Raw genomic sequence first — 16,969 nt, 5'->3', positions numbered from 1 at the left:
CGCTGCTGCGGGTCCGGCCGAGAGGGGGAAGCGATTGAGTACGTCCTTCGAGGTGACCCCGGGCCTGCCCGACTGGTGGGCGGCGGTGGCCGGGGACGGGCCCCGCTGCCTGCGCCCGGCCTGGCTGTCCTACGAGCCGGATCGCCTGCCGGGACCGCTGCACACGTTCGCGCTGATCCGCGACGGGCGACCGGTGGTGGCGTCGGTGGGCGCCCGGCTCACCGAGGCGTCCCCGCGCCGGTTCGCCGATCCCCTGCTCGTGCTGCGCGACGGGGTGCCGGGCGAGTCCGGGCCACCGGCGCCGTGGCAGGGGCTGACCCCGGACGACGTGCTGCCCGCCGCGGTGCTGCTGGCCCCGGAGTACGAGACCGCGCTGACCGGCCCGGGCGCGGCCGATCCGAGCGAGGTGGAGCACTTCGTCGCCGGCCTGTGCGCCTGGGCCCGTGCCGAGTCGCTGCGCAGTCTCAGCGCGCTGTACCTCGGGCCGGGCGCGGCGCTGCTGGCCGACCGGCTGGCCGCCGCGGGCTTCGGCTCGGTGCCACTGGGCAGCGCCAACGTGATCGAGGTGACCTGGACCGACCCGGAAGGCTACGTCGCGGGCCTGCCCTACAAACACCGCAACATCGCCCGGTACGAGATGCGCCGGTTCACCGAGTCCGGGGCCAGACTGCGGATCCGCCCGCTGCAGGACACCGAGCCCCACCTGGTCGAGCTGCTGATGCTGCACGCCCGCAGGCACGGCACCCCGCAGAGCGAGGCCGGGGCGGCGGCGCTGCTCGAGCGGGTACGCGAGACCTTCGGTCCGGACGGCCCGGTGCTGTTCGTGGCCGAGTCGGAGGACGGGCCGCTGGCGTTCGCGCTGTTCGTGCGCTGCGGCGGCGAACTCGTCCTGGTGCTCACCGGCACCCGGTACGGCCACCCGCACGCCTCGGTCGCCCATTTCCAGACCATGTTCTACGCGCCGGCCGCGGCGGCGCCCGGGCTGGGGGTGACCGCCTTGGTCCACGGGCTGGGCGACGACGCCACCAAACGGCGGCGCGGCGCTCGACAGGTGCCGCTGAGCGCCGCTTTCCACCGTTTCTGAGCAGCTGTCGCCGGAGGCATCCGGCCGCACCGGACGGAGATACCGATGACAGTCGAAGCCGTCACCGCATTGACCGGCGAGGTAGCCGACGACCATTTCTTCACCATCGCGGAAGGCGGCCCTGCCGACCTCGATCTGGTGATCGACGTGCTCGAACAAAGGCGTCTCGGCGCGGCGCTGCGCGGATTCGCCGACGCCGCCGAGGCGGCCGGGATCCTTGAGCGGTTCAGGTCCTCCCCGGCCCGCCGCCGGCGCAGCGCGGAGGCCCCCAGCGAGTACCTGGGCACCTACCACTACCACCGCCCACCGGCCGAGTACGTGGCATCCGCGGCCGACGAGGCCGGCGCCGTCGAGTCGGTCCTGGGGTTGCCCGGCAACGCGTGGGCCCGGTTCTGGGACGAGCTCGGTGACCGGTTCGCGCCCCGCGGGGTCACCGTGCGGCCCGCCGTCCACGACGGGCGCGAGGCGTGCCGGGGACTGGTCCGCTCCTGGGTCTCATCGGGCCGGTTCGCGCTGGTCCCGCACGAGGACTCGGCCCAGTGCCGGGAGCCCGGGCAGGCCGGTTTCGAGATCACCGAGGTGGCCGGCCGGGTGTGCGCGGTCAATCTCTGCCTGGCCAACGGGGACGGCGGCGGGCTCCGGGTGTGGAACATCCGGCCCGACGAGGCCTCCCGCGCACGGCTCGGGACCACCCTGGACGGCGGCCCCTATCCGGAGCGATCCCTGGCCTCGCACCGGTCCCTGCGGCTGACGCCCGGGCCCGGCGATCTGTACGTCTTCAACAGCGGGCACGTGCACGCCGTCGAGCGCCACGGCGGCTACCGCGCGACCGCCGCCGCGCTGACCGGATTCGCCGACCCCGGCACGGTGATTCGCTGGACCTGACAGCGCATAGATATGGACGGATGCGTCACACTTGCCGACATCGATGGATCGTGGAATGCTCGGCGACGTCGGAGCAATGCGATACCGCTCGCGAAACAGCGACATCACGTGTCGATTGCCCGTGCGCGAAACGGGGAAATTCTTTGGTGACTGCGCAGGCTCGACCGCATATCTCCACCGCACTCAAAGCGATTCACGAGGCGCGATTCGCATATCGCCACACGTCCGCCTATCGCACGCTCGTCGAGCGGGCCGGGCCGCCCGCGCGGGAGGTGGCCACCGGGCCGGGCGAGCCGGGTCACGACGAGGCCGAGGCGGCTCTGCGCCGCCTGCCGCTGACCGACAAGGAGTTCTACCGCTCGCACTACCCGGCCGGGGTGGTCGCGGCCGGGCACCCGCTCTCGGCCGAGCGGCACGTGCTGATCAGTCACAGCTCCGGCACCGGCGGAGACCGGCTCACCACCGCCGCCTACACCTACGACCTGGCCCGCCGGATGTCGCGGACCACCTCGGTGCACCCGGAACTGCGCGGCCGGCTGCTCAGCGCCCGGTCCCAGCGCGTCGCCCGGTACGCCGCACCCAACTGCTCGGACGTCGAGTGCGCCGCCCCGCAGACCACGATGGCCAGCCGGACCCTGCGCGACGGCACACTGGTGCTGCCGGTCGGGCACGACCTGCTGGCCACCAGCGCGGCCCTGGTCGACCAGGCGATCGAGGAGATCGCCGCCTGGCGGCCGGACTGGTTCTACACCGACGCCACCCACTTCGCGTTCCTGCTGCGGCAGTACCGGGCGCGCGGCCTGCCGCCGCCGGCGCCGGGCGCGGTGGTCCTCACGTACACGCTGGCCACCGGGGTGGCCCGGCGCCAGATCCGGGAGCTGCTGGGCGACGACCCGCCGATGGCCGAGGTCGTGTCGATGTCCGAGCTCGGCTGGGTCGCGATGGAGTGCCCGCGGCAAACCCTGCACCTGAACGCGGCCGCCTTACACCCCGAGCTGCTCGACCCGCGGACGCTGGCCCCGGCCGGCCCGGGTGAGGTGGGTGAACTGGTGGTGACCTCGATCGGCGACCGGCTGCTGCCGCACGTGCGCTACCGCACCGGCGACCTGTACCGCCGGCAGCCCGGCTGCCCGTGCGGATCGGCCTTCCCGGCGGTCCGCCACGAGGGCCGCGCCGCGCACTACCTGCTGACGCCGGACGGCCGCCGGATCTCGCCCAAAGCGTTCGACGAGGTGATCGGCCCGGATCCGGCGGTGATCGCGTACCGGATGCGGCAGCGCACCGGACGCCGGTTCCGGTTCGGCTGGATCCCCGCGCCCGGAGCGGCGCCCGAGGCCGCGGCGGCGCTGTGCCGTCGGGTCGAGCAGCTGCTCGGGCCGGGCGCCGAGCTGCGCGCCGAGGCCGTCGAGCACCTGGCCTCGCAGCAGACCGGCAAGTTCCTGTCCTGTGTGCGCGCCGACGACGTGCCGGCGCAGCGATGACGATCAGCCTCGCGGCCACGATCCGCGACGACTTCCCGGTGCTGGGCCGCCGGATCGCCGGGCGACCGGTGAACTACCTGGACAGCGCGGCCACCTCGCTGCGGCCCCGGCCGGTCATCGAGGCGATGACCCGCTACCACAGCGACAACGGCGCGAACATCCACCGGGGCAAGCACGCCCTGTCCGAGGAGGCGTCCACCGCCTTCGAGGACGCCCGGCTCAAGGTCGCCGAGTTCATCGGGGTACGCGCGGGCGAGGTGGTGTTCGTCCGCAACACCACCGAGGCGATCAACCTGGTCGCCGGCGGCCTCGGGCTCGGCCCGGACGACCTGGTGGTGACCACGCTCGACGCCCACCACTCCAACCTGCTGCCCTGGCGGGCCCGCAGCCGGGTCCGCGTCGTACCGGTGCTGCCCGGCGGCGAGCTGGACCTGGACGCGTACGCCGACGCGCTGCGCGCCGGCCCGGCCGTGGTCGCCCTGACCGCCTGCTCCAACGTCACCGGCGTGTACCAGCCGGTGGCCCGCCTGGCCGAACTCGCCCGGCAGGCCGGCGCGCTGGTCCTGGTGGACGCCGCGCAGCACGTGCCGCACCGCGGCCGGATCGATGCCTGGGGCGCCGACTTCGTGGCCTTCTCGGCCCACAAGATGTGCGGGCCGACCGGGGTCGGGGTGCTTTGCGGCAAGGCCGATTCCCTGGAGAGATTAACCCCGATGATGTACGGCGGCGGCACGGTCGACTGGGTCGACGCCGAGTCGGTCCGCCTGCGCAAGCTCCCGCACCGGCTGGAGTACGGCACCCCGGACATCGCCGCCGTGCTGGGACTCGGGGCGGCGGTCGACTATCTGGACGAGATCGGCGCACCGGCGCTGGCCGGCCACGACGCCCGGATGGCCGCGCACCTGGTGGCCGAGTGCCGCAGCCGGCCCCGGGTGAGCCTGCTCGGCGACGATCCCGCGCTCGACCGGGCCGGCCTGGTCTCGATCGCGCTGCACGGCGTCGCACGGCTGGATCACGTCGCCCGTGCGCTCAGCGACTCCTACGGGGTGATGTGCCGCAGCGGGCATCTCTGCGCCCAGCCGCTGGTGTCCGCGCTCGCCGGCGACCAGGTGCTGCGCCTGTCGACGTATCTCTACACCGAACCGGAGGACGTGACGGCCGCGTTCCGGGCCATCGACGAGATCCTGGAGACGCTGTGACCGAGCCGATCGCCACCGTCGTCGCGGAGTTCTTCGCCCGGGCCGCCGCCGAGCCACAGCGCACCGCGCTCGCCGACGACGCCGGCCCGCTCACCTACGGCGCGCTGGCCGGGTGGGCCCGCCGGCTCGCCCCGCTCCTGCCCGCCGCGGCCGAGTCGCTGGTCGGCATCGAGCTGCCGCGCGGGCGGGACCTGCTGGCCGCGGTCCTCGGGGTGCTGCACGCCGGCGCCGTGCCGGTGCTGTGCGACCCGGCGCTGCGCCGGCACCTGCACCGGATCGGCGCCCCGGTGCTGCGGCTGGGTCCGCAGCCGGTACGCGCCGCGGCCACCGGCCCGGAGGTCACCGGATCGCCGCCCCGGCGGCTGCCGCCGGGCGCGCTGGCCTACGTGTGCCACACCTCCGGCTCCACCGGCGAGCCCCGCTGGGTCGGCGTGCCGCACGGGGCGCTGCGGGCCCGGCTGGACTGGAGCCGGCGGGCCTACCCGCTGACTCCGGACGACCGGGTGCTGTGGCAGGCCGAGCCGGGCTTCGACTTCGCGTTCTGGGAGATGCTGGCGCCGCTGCGCGACGGGGCGTGCGTCGTGGTCGCCGGTGATCTCGGCCAGCGGGACCCGCGCGAGACCGCGCGACGGCTGCGGCATGACCGGGTGACCGTGGCCCATTTCGTGCCCTCGGCCCTGCGGGCGCATCTGCGACAGGAGGGCGCCGCCTCGCTGGCCGGCCTGCGGCTGCTGCTGGTCGGTGGCGAGCAGTTCGACACGGACCTGCTGGAGCGGCTGCGGGAGGCGCCCGGGCCGCGCGTGCTCAACCAGTACGGCCCGGCCGAGACATGCATCGACTCCACCTGGTTCGACGCCACCGACGCCGGCCCGGCCGCGGTGGTGCCGATCGGATGGCCGATCGACGGCACCGTGCTGCGCCCGCTGGGCCCGGTCGATCCCGGCACCGGCACCGTCGCCCTGGGGGTGGGCGGAGCCGGGCTCGCCCGCGGCTATCTCGGTGACCCACGGGCGACCGCCGACCGGTTCGTACCGGACCCCGACGGGCCACCGGGCGCCCGTCTGTACCGCACCGGCGACCTCGTCCGCAGTGCCGCCCGCGACGGATGGGAGTTCGCCGGGCGTACCGATGAGCAGGTGAAGGTCAACGGGGTCCGGGTGGAGCCGGCCGCGGTGCTCGCCGCCGTCCGGGCGGCGTGGCCGCAGGCCACCGCGGCGGTCGCCCCGGTCGCCGGACCGGACGGTCCCCGGCTGGTCGCGTTCGTGGCCGGAGCCGACACCACCGGCGCGGCGCGCCGCCTCGAGGAGCACCTGCCCGCCGCGATGATCCCGGTGGTGGTGACGGTGCCGGCCATCCCCCGACTCGCCTCGGGCAAACCGGATCTGCGCGCGCTCACCGAGCGCTACCTCGCCGAGCGGGCGCCCGCACCGCACGCCGAGCCGGCCGACCTCACCGCGACCGAGTCCCGGCTGATCAAGATCTGGGTCGAGCTGTTGCAGGTCACGGCCGTGACCCCGGGCGACAGCTTCTTCGAGCTCGGCGGGCATTCGCTGATGGCCACCGAGCTGGCCGCCGAGATCGAGGACGAGTTCGGCATCGAGCTGCCACTGCGCGAGGTGTTCGACCGGGATTCCCTGCGTGAGCTGGCCGAGTACCTCGACCAGTTGCCCGGATCGGCGGCCGGCCGATGATCGGCGAGCCGGGACTGACCACGGGTGCGGCCGGCGGGTCCGCCGCGCAGCTGTTCAACGCCTCGATCGCGGCCTTCGCGGTGGTCGCCGCGGACGAGATCGGCCTGCTGGCGGCGGCCGGCCGGGGCGACCCGGTCGACCTGAGCACCTTCGCCAAGCAGGAGGACCTGCACGAACCCTCGGTGCGGGCGGTGGCGACCGCGCTGGCCGGCGCCGGCGTCCTGGTCATCGACTGCGACCTGGCCGAGCCCGGCCCGGCCTTCGCCGAGGTGCACGCGACCAAGGGCTTCTTCACCTGGCTGCTCGGCGGCTGCGGTGAACTGCTGCGCACCACCGGCGCGGTCAGCCGCAACGCGGGGCGCACCGGCCGGTTCATCACCCGCGACGCCCGGGCGATCGCCGAGGGCTGCGGCGACTTCGGCGCCCGGTTCATCGACCCGGTCTTCGACCAGGCGTTCGGCGGCCGCCGATTCCGCTGCGTCGCCGACCTCGGCTGCGGAGCCGGCGCCCGGCTGATCCGCGCGCTGCGGGCCGATCCGCGGGCCACCGGCATCGGCGTCGACCTGGCGCCGGCCGCGGTCGCCGAGGCTCGGGAGCGGCTGGCCGAGGCCGGGCTGGCCGACCGGGCGGTCGTGATCGAGGCCGACGTGCACGACCTGCCCCGCCACCCGCAGTTCCAGCGCGTCGACTTCGTCACCAGCTTCCTGATGGGCCACGACTTCTGGCCCCGGGACCGGTGCCGTCAGGTGCTGCGCGGCCTGCGCCGGGCCTTCCCCGCGGCGACCGACTTCGCGCTCTGCGACACCTACCGCGCCGAGCAGCCGGCCGGTGCGGACCTGCCGATCCTGACTCTCGGCTTCGAGTACGTCCACGCCCTGATGGGCCAGCAGATCCCGACGCTGGCCGAGTGGCGCGCGGTGCTGCCGGACTCGGGCTGGCGCATCGCGCACGAGCACCCGCTGCGGCTGCCGCCCCAGTCGGTGATCTTCCACCTGGTCCCGGACGGCAGCGAGGGGGACCGATGAGCGACGTCGCGACGCTGATCGGGCGCCAGGCCGCGCAGCGCCCGGACACGACAGCGGTGATCGCCGGCAACAGCCGGCTGAGCTATGCCGGCCTCGAGGCCGCCTCCGCCGCGCTGGCCGCCCGCCTCGCCGTGCCGCCGGAGTCCCCGATCGCCGTCTGCACCCGCCGCACGCCGAACCTGGTGGTCGCCATGCTGGCGGTGCTGCGGGCCGGCGCGGCCTGCGTCCCGGTCGACCCCGGCTATCCGGGCGAGCGCATCACCCGGATGCTGGCCGGCAGCGGCTGCCGGCTGGCGCTGACCGACGCGGACAGTCGCGAACGGCTGCCGGCCGGTGTCGAGACGATCGACGTGAGCACGCCGGCGGCCCCGGTGACCGGCGGGGTCGCTCCGGCCGCGGTTGCGGCCGACGCGCTGGCGCTGATCCTGCACACCTCCGGCTCCACCGGGCAGCCGAAGGGCGTGCTGTCCACCCATCGGAACCTGATCACCATGGCCACCACCGAGGACCTGCTCCGGCACCGGCCCGGCGACCTGGTCGCGCACGTGCTGAGCAGCTCGTTCGACGCGGTCGTGCTCGACGTGTTCGGCGCCCTGATCAACGGCGCGACCGTCTGGCTCGGCTCCGACCAGGTGCTGCGTTCGCCCGGGCACCTGCTCGACGAGGTGGCCCGGGCCCGCCCGACCACCCTGCCGATCACCAGCTCCCTGATGCATCAGATCGTCGAGCTGCGGCCCGGGCAGGCGGCCCGCCCGCGCCGGGTGTGGTTCGGCGGCGAGGCCGCCGAGTCGGCCGCGGCCGTCCGGCTGCTCGCGCCCGGGCACGAGGTGGTCCACCACTACGGCCCGGCCGAGTGCACCTCGATCGCCACGGTGCACCTGGTCACGGCGGCCGACACGCAGCGGCCGGTGTTGCCGATCGGGCGCGCGGTGCCCGGCGTACGACTGCACGTGCTCGATGCCGGCCTGACCCCGGCCGCGGCCGGTGAGGTGGGCGAGCTGTACCTGGGTGGCCCGCAGGTGACCCGCGGCTTCCTCGGCGACCCGCGCGCCACCGCCGAACGTTTCCTGCCCGACCCGTTCGCGGCCGACGGCTCCCGGATGTACCGCACCGGCGACCTGGTCCGCACCCGGCCCGACGGCGAACTGGCGTTCGTGGGACGCGCCGACGAGCAGGTCAAGATCCGTGGCTACCGGGTGGAACCGGCCGAGGTCGCCGCCGTGATCCGGCAGGTGCCCGGAGTCACCGGCGTCGCCGTGGTCGCCCGCGACGATCTCACTCCCGGGGTACGCCAGCTCGTCGCGTACGTCGTCGGCGCGATGGACCGGGCGGCGATCGCCACCCGGGTCGCCGCCGTGCTGCCGGACTACATGGCGCCGGCCGCGTACGTCTCGCTGCCGGCCCTGCCGCTGCTGCCCAACCGCAAGATCGACGTACGGGCGCTGCCCGCCCTGCCCCGGGACCGGCACACCGGCGCGACGCCCGGCGCGGACGCCGACGTGGAGACCCGGCTGGCCGCGCTCTGGTGCGAGCTGCTGGACCTGCGCTCGGTCGCGCCGACCGACTCGTTCTTCGCCCTCGGCGGATACTCCCTGCTCGCCGCCCGGCTGGTGGCCCGGATCGAGGAGACGTTCGGGACCCGGCTGCCGCTGCGCACCCTGTTCGGCGCGCGCACCCTGCGGGACCTGGCCCGGGCCGTCGCCACGCGGATCACCCCGCCGGCCGGCGCCGCCGTGGCCGACGCGCCGGCCGAGCCGGCGGCGGCCCAGCGGGAACTGTGGTTCCTCGACCGGCTCCACCCGGCCCGGGCCGACTATCACAGCCCGATCGCCGTACGGATCCACGGACGGCTCGACCCCGCTCTGCTGCGCCGGGCGCTCGCCGAGCTGGTGACCCGGCACGAAGTGCTGCGCTGGCGGTTCCCGGCCGAGCGGGGCCGCCCGCGGGTCGACGTGGCGCCCGCGTACGTGCCGGCCGTCGAGGTCGAGCAGTTCGGCACGGCCGCGCCGGGGCCGGTCGTCGCGCGGTTGTCCGGCCTGCGCGAGCAGCCGTTCGACCTGGCCGTCGGGCCGCTGCTGCGCGCGCACCTGCTGCGGCTGCCGGACGGCGACGACGTGCTGCTCATCGTGGTGCACCACATCGTCTTCGACGGCGGATCCCACGACATCTTCGTCCGTGAGCTGGGCGAGTTGTACCGCGCGTTCGCCCGCGGCGAGCCCGGCGCGCTGCCCGCGCCGCGACACCGCTACGCCGAGGTGCTCGCCGCGGAGGCCACCGCGCTGGGCGCCGGCGAGCTGGAGGTTCAGCTGGAGCACTGGCGACGCGCCCTCGACGGCGCTCCCCCGGCCGTCGCGCTGCCATCCGGCGACCCGGAGGCGGCCGAGGGCGCGGCCGTGCAGACGGACGCCACCATCGCGCCAGCCGCCGGCACGGCGATCCGGCACGCTGCCCTCGACCGCGGGCACAGCCCGTTCACCCTGCTGCTGACCGGGTTCGCGCTGTCGCTCCGGGTGCTCTGCGGGGTGGACGACGTGGTGGTGGCCTGCCCGAACGCCGGTCGCCGCGGCGCCGCGGCGGAGTCGGTGATCGGGCTGTTCGCGCACCTGCTGCCGATCCGGGTCCGGCTCGGCGACACCGACCGGCTCGCCGGCCTGACCGCGGCCGTCGGGCAGGCGGTCACCGGCGCGGTCGCCCACCAGGCGGTGCCGTTCGACCGCATCGTGCGGGAACTGAAGCCACCGCGCGGCGGGCGCGCTCGGGCGCCGTACACCCAATTGGTGTTGAATTTTGTCGACAAGCCGCCGGAGCTGCCGGATCTCGGGCTCGCGGCGACCCCGATCCGGGTGCCGATTCCCGAGTCCCGGGTCCCGCTCGCGGTCATCGTCAACGCCGACGGCGACGGTTACCGGGTGCAGGCGCTCACCGATCCGCGCGAGGTGGACCCGGCGTTCGCCGCACGGCTGCTGGCCGTGCTCCCGCACGCGCTCGCCGCCGTCGCCGCACGCCCGGACGAACTCGTCGGCGACACCGTCGCCGCCCTGGCCCGCGTCATCGATCCGGCCCTGGAGCAGTCATGATCATTTGCGGTCTCAAGCTGACCCACGACGGTGGGCTGGCCGTGCTCGAGGACGGCCGGCTGGTCGCGGTCGCCGAACTCGAGAAGCGCGACAACAACCCGCGGCACGCCCCGCTCGACCGGGCCGAGACGATCACCGAGATCCTGGCCGAGCTCGGGTACGGCGCCGACGACGTGGACGTCTTCGCGGTGGACGGCTGGCATGCCGGCGAGCTCACGCTCTCGCTCGGCGGCACCGACGTTCCGATCGCGGTCGCGCCCTATCACGAACGGACAGCGGCGCAGCGCGCCGATCAGGCGTACGAGTTCGACGGGCTGCCGGTCGGCGGACGTCCGCGCCGCTACGTCAGCTATCACCACGCCACCGACCACCTGTTCTCCGCCTACTGCGCCAGCCCGTTCGCCGCGGCCGGCCAGCCGGCGCTGGTGCTGGTCTGGGACGGCGGCATGCTGCCACTTCTGTACGAGGTGCGCCCCGGCCCGGTCCGGGTGATCAGCCACGGTCCGCTGCTGCCCGTCTACGGCAACGCGTTCGCCGAGTTCTGCGGCCAGTTCGCCGAGTTCGCCGACGAGTTCGCGACCGAGCAGCGGCGCTGGGGACGGACCCGGCCGTCGGCGGTCGCCGGCAAGGCGATGGCGTACGCCGGCCTGGGCACCGACGTCCCGGAGCTGCACGGCCCGATCGGCGCGCTGCTCGACACCGTCGCGCCGATGGCGATCGACGGCGGCGCCCGGGTGGCCCGGCGGCTGCTGTCCGAGCGGGACCGGCTGGCGCCCGGGCTCTCCGACGCGGACCTGATCGCCACGTTCCAGGACTATCTCGGCGCCTGTCTGGTCGAGGCGTTCAAGGAGCTGGTGCCGGGCCTGCCGGCCGACGCGGCGCGCAACCTGTGCCTGGCCGGCGGCTGCGCGCTCAACATCAAGTGGAACTCCGCGCTGCGCCGCAGCGGCCTGTTCGAGCAGGTGTGGGTGCCACCGTTCCCGAACGACGCCGGCTCCGCGCTGGGCGCGGCGATGAGCCACCACGCCCGGCACGCCGCCACCCCCGAGGTGCGCTGGAACGTCTACTCCGGCGCCGAGGCCACCGTCGGCGCCCTGCCGCCGGGCTGGACGTGCGCGCCCTGTTCCCCGGCCGGGCTCGGTGACCTGCTGGCCGAGACCGGTGAACCGGTGATCGTGATGCACGGGCGGGCCGAGCTGGGCCCGCGGGCACTGGGGCATCGCAGCATCCTGGCACCGGCCACCGACGCGGCGATGAAGGACCGGCTGAACCGGATGAAGGGCCGCGAGTCGTACCGGCCGGTGGCGCCGATCTGCCTGGAGGAGCGCGCGGCGGAGGTCTTCACGCCCGGCGGCACCGACCCCTACATGCTCTTCGAGCACCGGCTGCGCCCCGGCTGGGCGGCTCGGGTGCCGGCGGTGGTGCACCTGGACGGCACCGCCCGCCTGCAGACCATCTCGGCCACCGCCGAGCCGGTGCTGACCGAGGTGCTGCGCCGGTACGCGGCGTCGACCGGCGTGCCGGTGCTCGCGAACACCAGCGCCAACCGGCCCGGACGCGGCTTCTTCCCGGACGTCGCCGCCGCGGCCGCCTGGGGCGGCGCCGAGCACATCTGGCACGACGGCCGGCTCTACCGCGCGCCGGGCGCGCGATGACGTCGACCATTCACGGCCGGTTCCGGGCCCGGGCCCGCGCGTACCCGGACGCGCCCGCGATCACCGGAAGCGGCGCGACGATCAGCTACCGGCGCCTCGACACCGACTCCGACCGGATCGCCGCCGGGTTGCACGCCGACGGGGTACGCGCCGGGGACCGGGTCGGCGTGCTGGCCGGCCGCGGACCGCAGCTGCCCGCGCTGCTGCTCGGCGTGCTCAAGGCCGGAGCCGCGTACGCGGTGCTCGATCCGGCCTGGCCCCTGGCCCGCCGGGAGCAGGCCCGCGAGCTCCTCGGCGGCCCGCTGGTCACCGTCGACCCGGCCCGGACCGCCCAGGACCGGCCGGTCCCGCCCGACACGGTGACCGGGACCGACCCGGCCCAGATCTTCTTCACCTCGGGCAGCACCGGCCGGCCGAAGGCCGCGATCACCCCGCACGCCGCGATGACCCGGCTGCTCGACGACCCCGAGTTCGCGAGCTTCGGCCCGCACACGGTGATGCCGCTGGGCGCGCCCGCCGCCTGGGACGCGTTCGCCCTGGAGCTGTGGGGGCCGTTGCTGGCCGGTGGCACCGCGGTGGTCCTCGACGCTCCCACGCTGGATCCGGGCGCCCTGCGGGCCGGCATCCGCGAGCACGGGGTGAACACCGCGTGGCTGGGCGCGGCGCTGTTCAACGTGATCGTCGACGAGGACCCGGGCGCCTTCGCCGGCCTGCACCGGCTCTTCACCGGCGGGGAACGGCTCTCGACCGGGCACGTGCGCCGCTTTCTGCGCGAGCACCCGGCGATCCGCCTGATCAACGGGTACGGCCCGGTCGAGTGCACGGTCTTCGTCGCCGTGCATCCGGTCACGCCGGACGACTGCGAACACCCCGACGGCATCCCGCTCGGCCGGGCGGTCGCCGGCACCGACCTGGTCCTGCTCGAGCCGGACCGCCCGGCGGGCCCGCCGGGTGACCTACGCGAGATCTGCGTCGGCGGGCCCCGGGTCGGGCTCGGCTACCTCGGCGACCCGGACGCGACCGCGCAACGCTTCGTCCGGTACCGGGGGCGACCGCTGTACCGCACCGGGGACCTCGGGCGCCGTACGCCGGACGGCCTGCTGCGCTTCGCCGGCCGGGCCGACCGCCAACTCAAGATCCGGGGCTTCCGGATCGCTCCGGAAGAGATCGAGACGGCGGTCGCGGGCCTGCCGGGGGTGGCCCGGTGCGCGGTGGGCGCGGTCCGGGACCGGCTCGTCGCCTGGTACACCACCCGCGACGGCGTGCCACTGGACCTGCGGGCCGACCTGGCCGACCGGCTCCCCGCCCACCTGCTGCCGGACGAGGTACGGCACCTGGCCGCGCTGCCGCTGCTGAGCAACGGGAAGCTGGACCACCCGGCCCTGGCCGGCGACCGCGGCGACCGGCCGGATCCGGTCGTGGCGTCCGCGAGCCCGGCCGACCACACGGTCCGGGAGATTCTCGGCGACCGGACACCCTCGTGGACGACACCGTTCGGGCACGCCGGGGTGACCTCGCTCGAACTGATCCGGATCGGCACCCGGCTCGGGCAGCGGCTCGGCCGGCCGGTCCCGCTCGCCCTGCTGACCGCCTCGGTCACCCGGGCCGACCTGGCCCGGCACCTGTCCGTCGCCGGTGCGGCCCGGCCCGGCGGACCCCGGACGGGCCCGGCGCCGCTGCTGCCGATGCAGGTCGGGATGCTGCTGGCCGGCGAACTCAGCGGTGGCAGCGCCGCACACTGCGCGCTCGGCTGGATGCTGACCGGCGAGGTCGACATCGACGCGCTGACCGGGGCCTACGGTGACCTGCTGGCCCGGCACGAGGCACTGCGCTGCGCGTACGTGTTCACCGACCCGCCGCGCGCCGAACCGCTGCCCCGGCCGCCCGCGCCGGACGTGCGCCGGCTCAATCCGGTCGGTGCCGAGGCCGCCGCCGTCGCGGCGGTCACCTCGGCCCTGATGGAGCCCCTGGACCCGGGTACCGGCCAGGTGTCCCGGTTCGTCGTCTGCCCGGTGGCCGCGCCCCGCGGCGTGTTCGCCGGGCTGGTCGTGCACCACGTCACCTGGGACGCGAGCTCCGAGCGGCAGGCCGTGGCCGAGTTGAGCGCGCACTACCGGCGCCGCGGTGACCGCGGGCCGGCCCCGGAACTGCCGGACGCCCCGGGCGTGGCCGAGGTGGCGCTGCGCTGCGTGGACCGGCTGGCCTCGGCCCGGCCGGCCGGGCAACGCGCTTTCTGGCGGACCGCGTTGGCCGGTCTGCCGCCGTTTCCCGGCCCGCCGGACACCGACGAGCAGGCCCCGCCGGACGTGGCGGTCATCGTCGAGGAGTCCGTGCCGTCGGCGGCCGTCCGGGCCGCCGACGACCTGGCCGCCCGGGTCGGCGGCACCCGGTTCGCGGTGCTGCTCACGGTGTTCGCGCAGGCGGTCGCCCGGGCCACCGGAGCGGCCGACTTCGTGGTGGGCGTACCGATCGACAAGCGCGCCGACCCCCTGCTCGAGCGGGCACTCGGATGCCTGATCGACGTGCTCTGCGTACGCCTGCGCCCGGATCCCGGCGCCGCGCCGCTCGCCGCGGTGACCGCCACGGCCACCGCCCTGAACGCGGCGATGGCGGCGCGGGACGTGGCGCTCGGCGAGGTGGTCCGGCTGGCCGGTCTCACCGGCGGGCCGCCCTACCGGGTGATGTTCACCGTCCAGCCGCACGACGTGCCGCTGCTCGAACTGCCCGGCGTCCGGGCTCGCGGGTACCGCGTCGACCCGCCGGAGTCGATGACCGATCTCGGCGCCGCACTCTGGCCCACACCGGAGGGCGGCTATCTGGCCCGGGTCACGTTCCGGCCCGGCCGGATCAGCCCGGACGCCGCCGAAGCGATCGGCCGGGCCCTGAGCCGGGCCGTCCCGGCCGGTCCGCGGGTGCCCCGATGACCGGCGAGCAACTCGACGACCCGGACTTTTTGGCCGAGCCGTATCCGCTGCTCGCCGCGCTCCGCGAGAGCGAGCCCATCCGGGTACGAGGTCGCGGGCCGGTGCTGGTGACCCGGCACGCGGACGTGCGCCTGCTGCTGCGCGACACCCGCAGCGCCAACGAGTTCCCGGCACACCGGTACGCGCTGGCCGGCCGGGCCGGGGCCTCAGCGCAGGCGTTCGCCCGGGCCCTGGTCAGCCGGGACCCGCCGGCACACACCGCGCTGCGCCGGCTGGTGGCGCCGTACTACTCGCGGGCCGCGGTGGCCGGCCTGTCCGACGACGTCCGCGAACTCGTCGACCGGCAATTCGCCCGCGCCGAGCGGGCCGGCGGCGGGAGCTTCGACGTGGTCGCCGACGTCGCGCACGATCTGCCGTACCTGGTCAATTGCCGGATTCTGGGGGTGCCGACCGCGGCCTACGAGACTCTCCGTCCGTGGATGGCGGCGATCGAACAGGCCGCGCGGCCCTCGTCGCCCCGGTCGGCCCGCGCCGGCAGCGACGCGGCGATCGAGGCGTTCCGGGGCTACGTGGACCGGTTGTCCCCGGTCCCTGGCGGCGCGCTCGCGGCCTGCGGCGCGGCGGTGCCGCACGGGCTGACCCGCGACGATCTGCGCGACAACGCGGTCGGGCTGTTCCCGGCCGGAGCCGAGGAGACCACGGCGCTGATCGCCGCGCTGGTCCGGTCGGTACTGCGCGAGCCGCACCGGCTGGACGCGGTACGCGCCGACGGTGATGCCGCGATCGCCCTGGTCGACGAGGTGCTGCGCCGGGAGAGCCCGATCAAGTCGGCGAACCGGTGGATCACCGCGGAGATCGAGACGCCGTCCGGAGTGGTGCCGGCGAACCGGATGGCGGTGCTCTCGCTGGCCTCGGCCAACCGGGACCCGCGCGTCCACGACCAGCCCGACCGGTTCCGGCCGGGGCGCTCCGAGGCGCATCTGGCGTTCGGCGCCGGCCGCCACCGATGTCTGGGCGTGCACCTGGCCCGGTTGCAGGCCGGCGCCGTGGCCGAACATCTGGCCGGCCGCACGCGTGCGCTGGTTGCGGCGGGACCGGCCGTCCACCGGCCCTCGGCCGAACTGCGCATCCTGGCGAGCCTGCCGGTGCGGGTCAGCTGAGGATCGCCCGCAGGTCGCCGGCGAGTTCGCCCAGCAGCTGCGCCCGGGCGCTCACCGGGAACAGATGACCACCCGGAAACCGGCGCGTGCCGAAGTCCCCGCTGGTCTCGGCCTGCCACCCGGCGACCTCCGCCGCACCGGCCCCGGCGTCGTCGGCCGCCCAGTAGGCGTGCAGGCGAGCGGTCAGCGGTGGCCGGCGCGGTGGCGTGAACGTCTCCACCAGCGCGACGTCGGCCCGTAGCGGGCCCAGCAGCCGGGCCCGGTACCGGTCGTCGGCCAGGATCCGCGCCGGCACGCCGCCCTGTTCCCGCAGCGCGGCGACCAGCTCCTGTTCGGACGGCTCAGGCCGGCGGGGCCGGGCGTAGGCGCGCTGCGGAGCCGGGCAGGCGGCCACCGTCAGCAACCGGGGCTCGGGCAGACCGGCCGCCCGCAGGCCGTGCGCGAGTTCCAGGCCGATCAGCGCGCCGAGGCTGTGCCCGAACACCGCGAGCGGCCGGTCCGACAGCGGCCGGACCGCCGCACACAACTCGGCGACCACCGGCTCCATCGCCGCCGGCGGCGCTTCCCGGTGCCGCAGACCCCGGCCGGGCAGCTCGACCGCCACGACCTCGACGTGCGGGGGCAGCTCGGCCGGCCAGTCCCGGAACGCGGTGGCCGCACCGCCGGCCGGGGCCAGGCACAGCAGGCGCAGCGTCGCCGCCGGGCGCGGCGCCCACGTCACCAGCCACGGGTTCGGCGGCACGCGCACCTCCTCATCGATCATGATATATATGGTCGGACCGGATCCC

General features: G+C 75.5%; 11 protein-coding genes. 10 read left to right on the top strand and 1 reads right to left on the bottom strand.

Features of this window, described 5'->3' with window-relative positions:
* Positions 1-34 precede the first annotated feature (34 nt).
* The 10 genes from L3i22_RS20620 to L3i22_RS20575 all read left to right on the top strand — a co-directional run bounded on the left by L3i22_RS20620 (position 35) and on the right by L3i22_RS20575 (position 16,181).
* Positions 35-1,084, top strand: coding sequence for a GNAT family N-acetyltransferase (locus L3i22_RS20620; protein ID WP_221328587.1), 1,050 nt, complete (start codon positions 35-37; stop codon positions 1,082-1,084).
* Between the two features lie 45 nt (positions 1,085-1,129).
* Positions 1,130-1,969 (top strand): hypothetical protein, encoded by an 840-nt coding sequence (locus L3i22_RS20615; protein WP_221328586.1) that lies wholly within the window; start codon positions 1,130-1,132, stop codon positions 1,967-1,969.
* 146 nt (positions 1,970-2,115) lie between these two features.
* Positions 2,116-3,450 (top strand): hypothetical protein, encoded by a 1,335-nt coding sequence (locus L3i22_RS20610; RefSeq protein WP_221328585.1) that lies wholly within the window; start codon positions 2,116-2,118, stop codon positions 3,448-3,450.
* Positions 3,447-4,649 carry an aminotransferase class V-fold PLP-dependent enzyme gene (locus tag L3i22_RS20605; RefSeq protein WP_221328584.1) on the top strand — a complete coding sequence of 401 codons (1,203 nt, stop codon included), beginning with the start codon at positions 3,447-3,449 and terminating at the stop codon, positions 4,647-4,649. Before L3i22_RS20610 ends, L3i22_RS20605 begins: the two co-directional genes overlap by 4 nt.
* Entirely contained in the window at positions 4,646-6,340 is a 1,695-nt protein-coding gene (locus L3i22_RS20600) for a non-ribosomal peptide synthetase (RefSeq protein WP_221328583.1), read from the top strand. Before L3i22_RS20605 ends, L3i22_RS20600 begins: the two co-directional genes overlap by 4 nt.
* The gene (locus tag L3i22_RS20595; RefSeq protein WP_221328582.1) at positions 6,337-7,365 is read left to right on the top strand and encodes a methyltransferase domain-containing protein; all 1,029 of its coding nucleotides are present in this window, start codon (positions 6,337-6,339) and stop codon (positions 7,363-7,365) included. Before L3i22_RS20600 ends, L3i22_RS20595 begins: the two co-directional genes overlap by 4 nt.
* The gene (locus L3i22_RS20590; protein ID WP_221328581.1) at positions 7,362-10,442 is read left to right on the top strand and encodes a non-ribosomal peptide synthetase; all 3,081 of its coding nucleotides are present in this window, start codon (positions 7,362-7,364) and stop codon (positions 10,440-10,442) included. Before L3i22_RS20595 ends, L3i22_RS20590 begins: the two co-directional genes overlap by 4 nt.
* On the top strand, positions 10,439-12,097 hold the full coding sequence (locus L3i22_RS20585; RefSeq protein WP_221328580.1) for a carbamoyltransferase N-terminal domain-containing protein: 1,659 nt from the start codon (positions 10,439-10,441) through the stop codon (positions 12,095-12,097). Before L3i22_RS20590 ends, L3i22_RS20585 begins: the two co-directional genes overlap by 4 nt.
* Positions 12,094-15,021, top strand: a complete 2,928-nt coding sequence (locus L3i22_RS20580; RefSeq protein ID WP_221328579.1) for an AMP-binding protein — start codon at positions 12,094-12,096, stop codon at positions 15,019-15,021. The genes L3i22_RS20585 and L3i22_RS20580 overlap by 4 nt, the downstream gene beginning before the upstream one ends.
* Complete coding sequence (locus L3i22_RS20575) at positions 15,018-16,181, top strand: cytochrome P450 (RefSeq protein ID WP_221328578.1); 1,164 nt, start codon at positions 15,018-15,020, stop codon at positions 16,179-16,181. Before L3i22_RS20580 ends, L3i22_RS20575 begins: the two co-directional genes overlap by 4 nt.
* Here the strand turns inward: L3i22_RS20575 and L3i22_RS20570 are convergent.
* Positions 16,174-16,944, bottom strand: coding sequence for a thioesterase II family protein (locus tag L3i22_RS20570; RefSeq protein ID WP_221328577.1), 771 nt, complete (start codon positions 16,942-16,944; stop codon positions 16,174-16,176). The two genes, L3i22_RS20575 and L3i22_RS20570, sit on opposite strands and share 8 nt — an antisense overlap.
* Positions 16,945-16,969 lie beyond the last annotated feature (25 nt).

Source organism: Actinoplanes sp. L3-i22, from assembly GCF_019704555.1.
Taxonomy (GTDB): Bacteria; Actinomycetota; Actinomycetes; order Mycobacteriales; family Micromonosporaceae; genus Actinoplanes.
Note: the sequence above shows the minus strand (reverse complement) of the source record. Positions and strands in the feature narration are given on the sequence as shown.

Bases quoted from the DNA above. Each gene is read 5' to 3' on its own strand.
- L3i22_RS20615 (WP_221328586.1), top strand. From the start codon at position 1,130: ATGACAGTCGAAGCCGTCACCGCATTGACCGGCGAGGTAGCCGACGAC.
- L3i22_RS20605 (WP_221328584.1), top strand. From the start codon at position 3,447: ATGACGATCAGCCTCGCGGCCACGATCCGCGACGACTTCCCGGTGCTG.
- L3i22_RS20595 (WP_221328582.1), top strand. From the start codon at position 6,337: ATGATCGGCGAGCCGGGACTGACCACGGGTGCGGCCGGCGGGTCCGCC.
- L3i22_RS20590 (WP_221328581.1), top strand. From the start codon at position 7,362: ATGAGCGACGTCGCGACGCTGATCGGGCGCCAGGCCGCGCAGCGCCCG.
- L3i22_RS20585 (WP_221328580.1), top strand. From the start codon at position 10,439: ATGATCATTTGCGGTCTCAAGCTGACCCACGACGGTGGGCTGGCCGTG.
- L3i22_RS20580 (WP_221328579.1), top strand. From the start codon at position 12,094: ATGACGTCGACCATTCACGGCCGGTTCCGGGCCCGGGCCCGCGCGTAC.
- L3i22_RS20575 (WP_221328578.1), top strand. From the start codon at position 15,018: ATGACCGGCGAGCAACTCGACGACCCGGACTTTTTGGCCGAGCCGTAT.
- L3i22_RS20570 (WP_221328577.1), bottom strand. From the start codon at position 16,944: ATGATCGATGAGGAGGTGCGCGTGCCGCCGAACCCGTGGCTGGTGACG.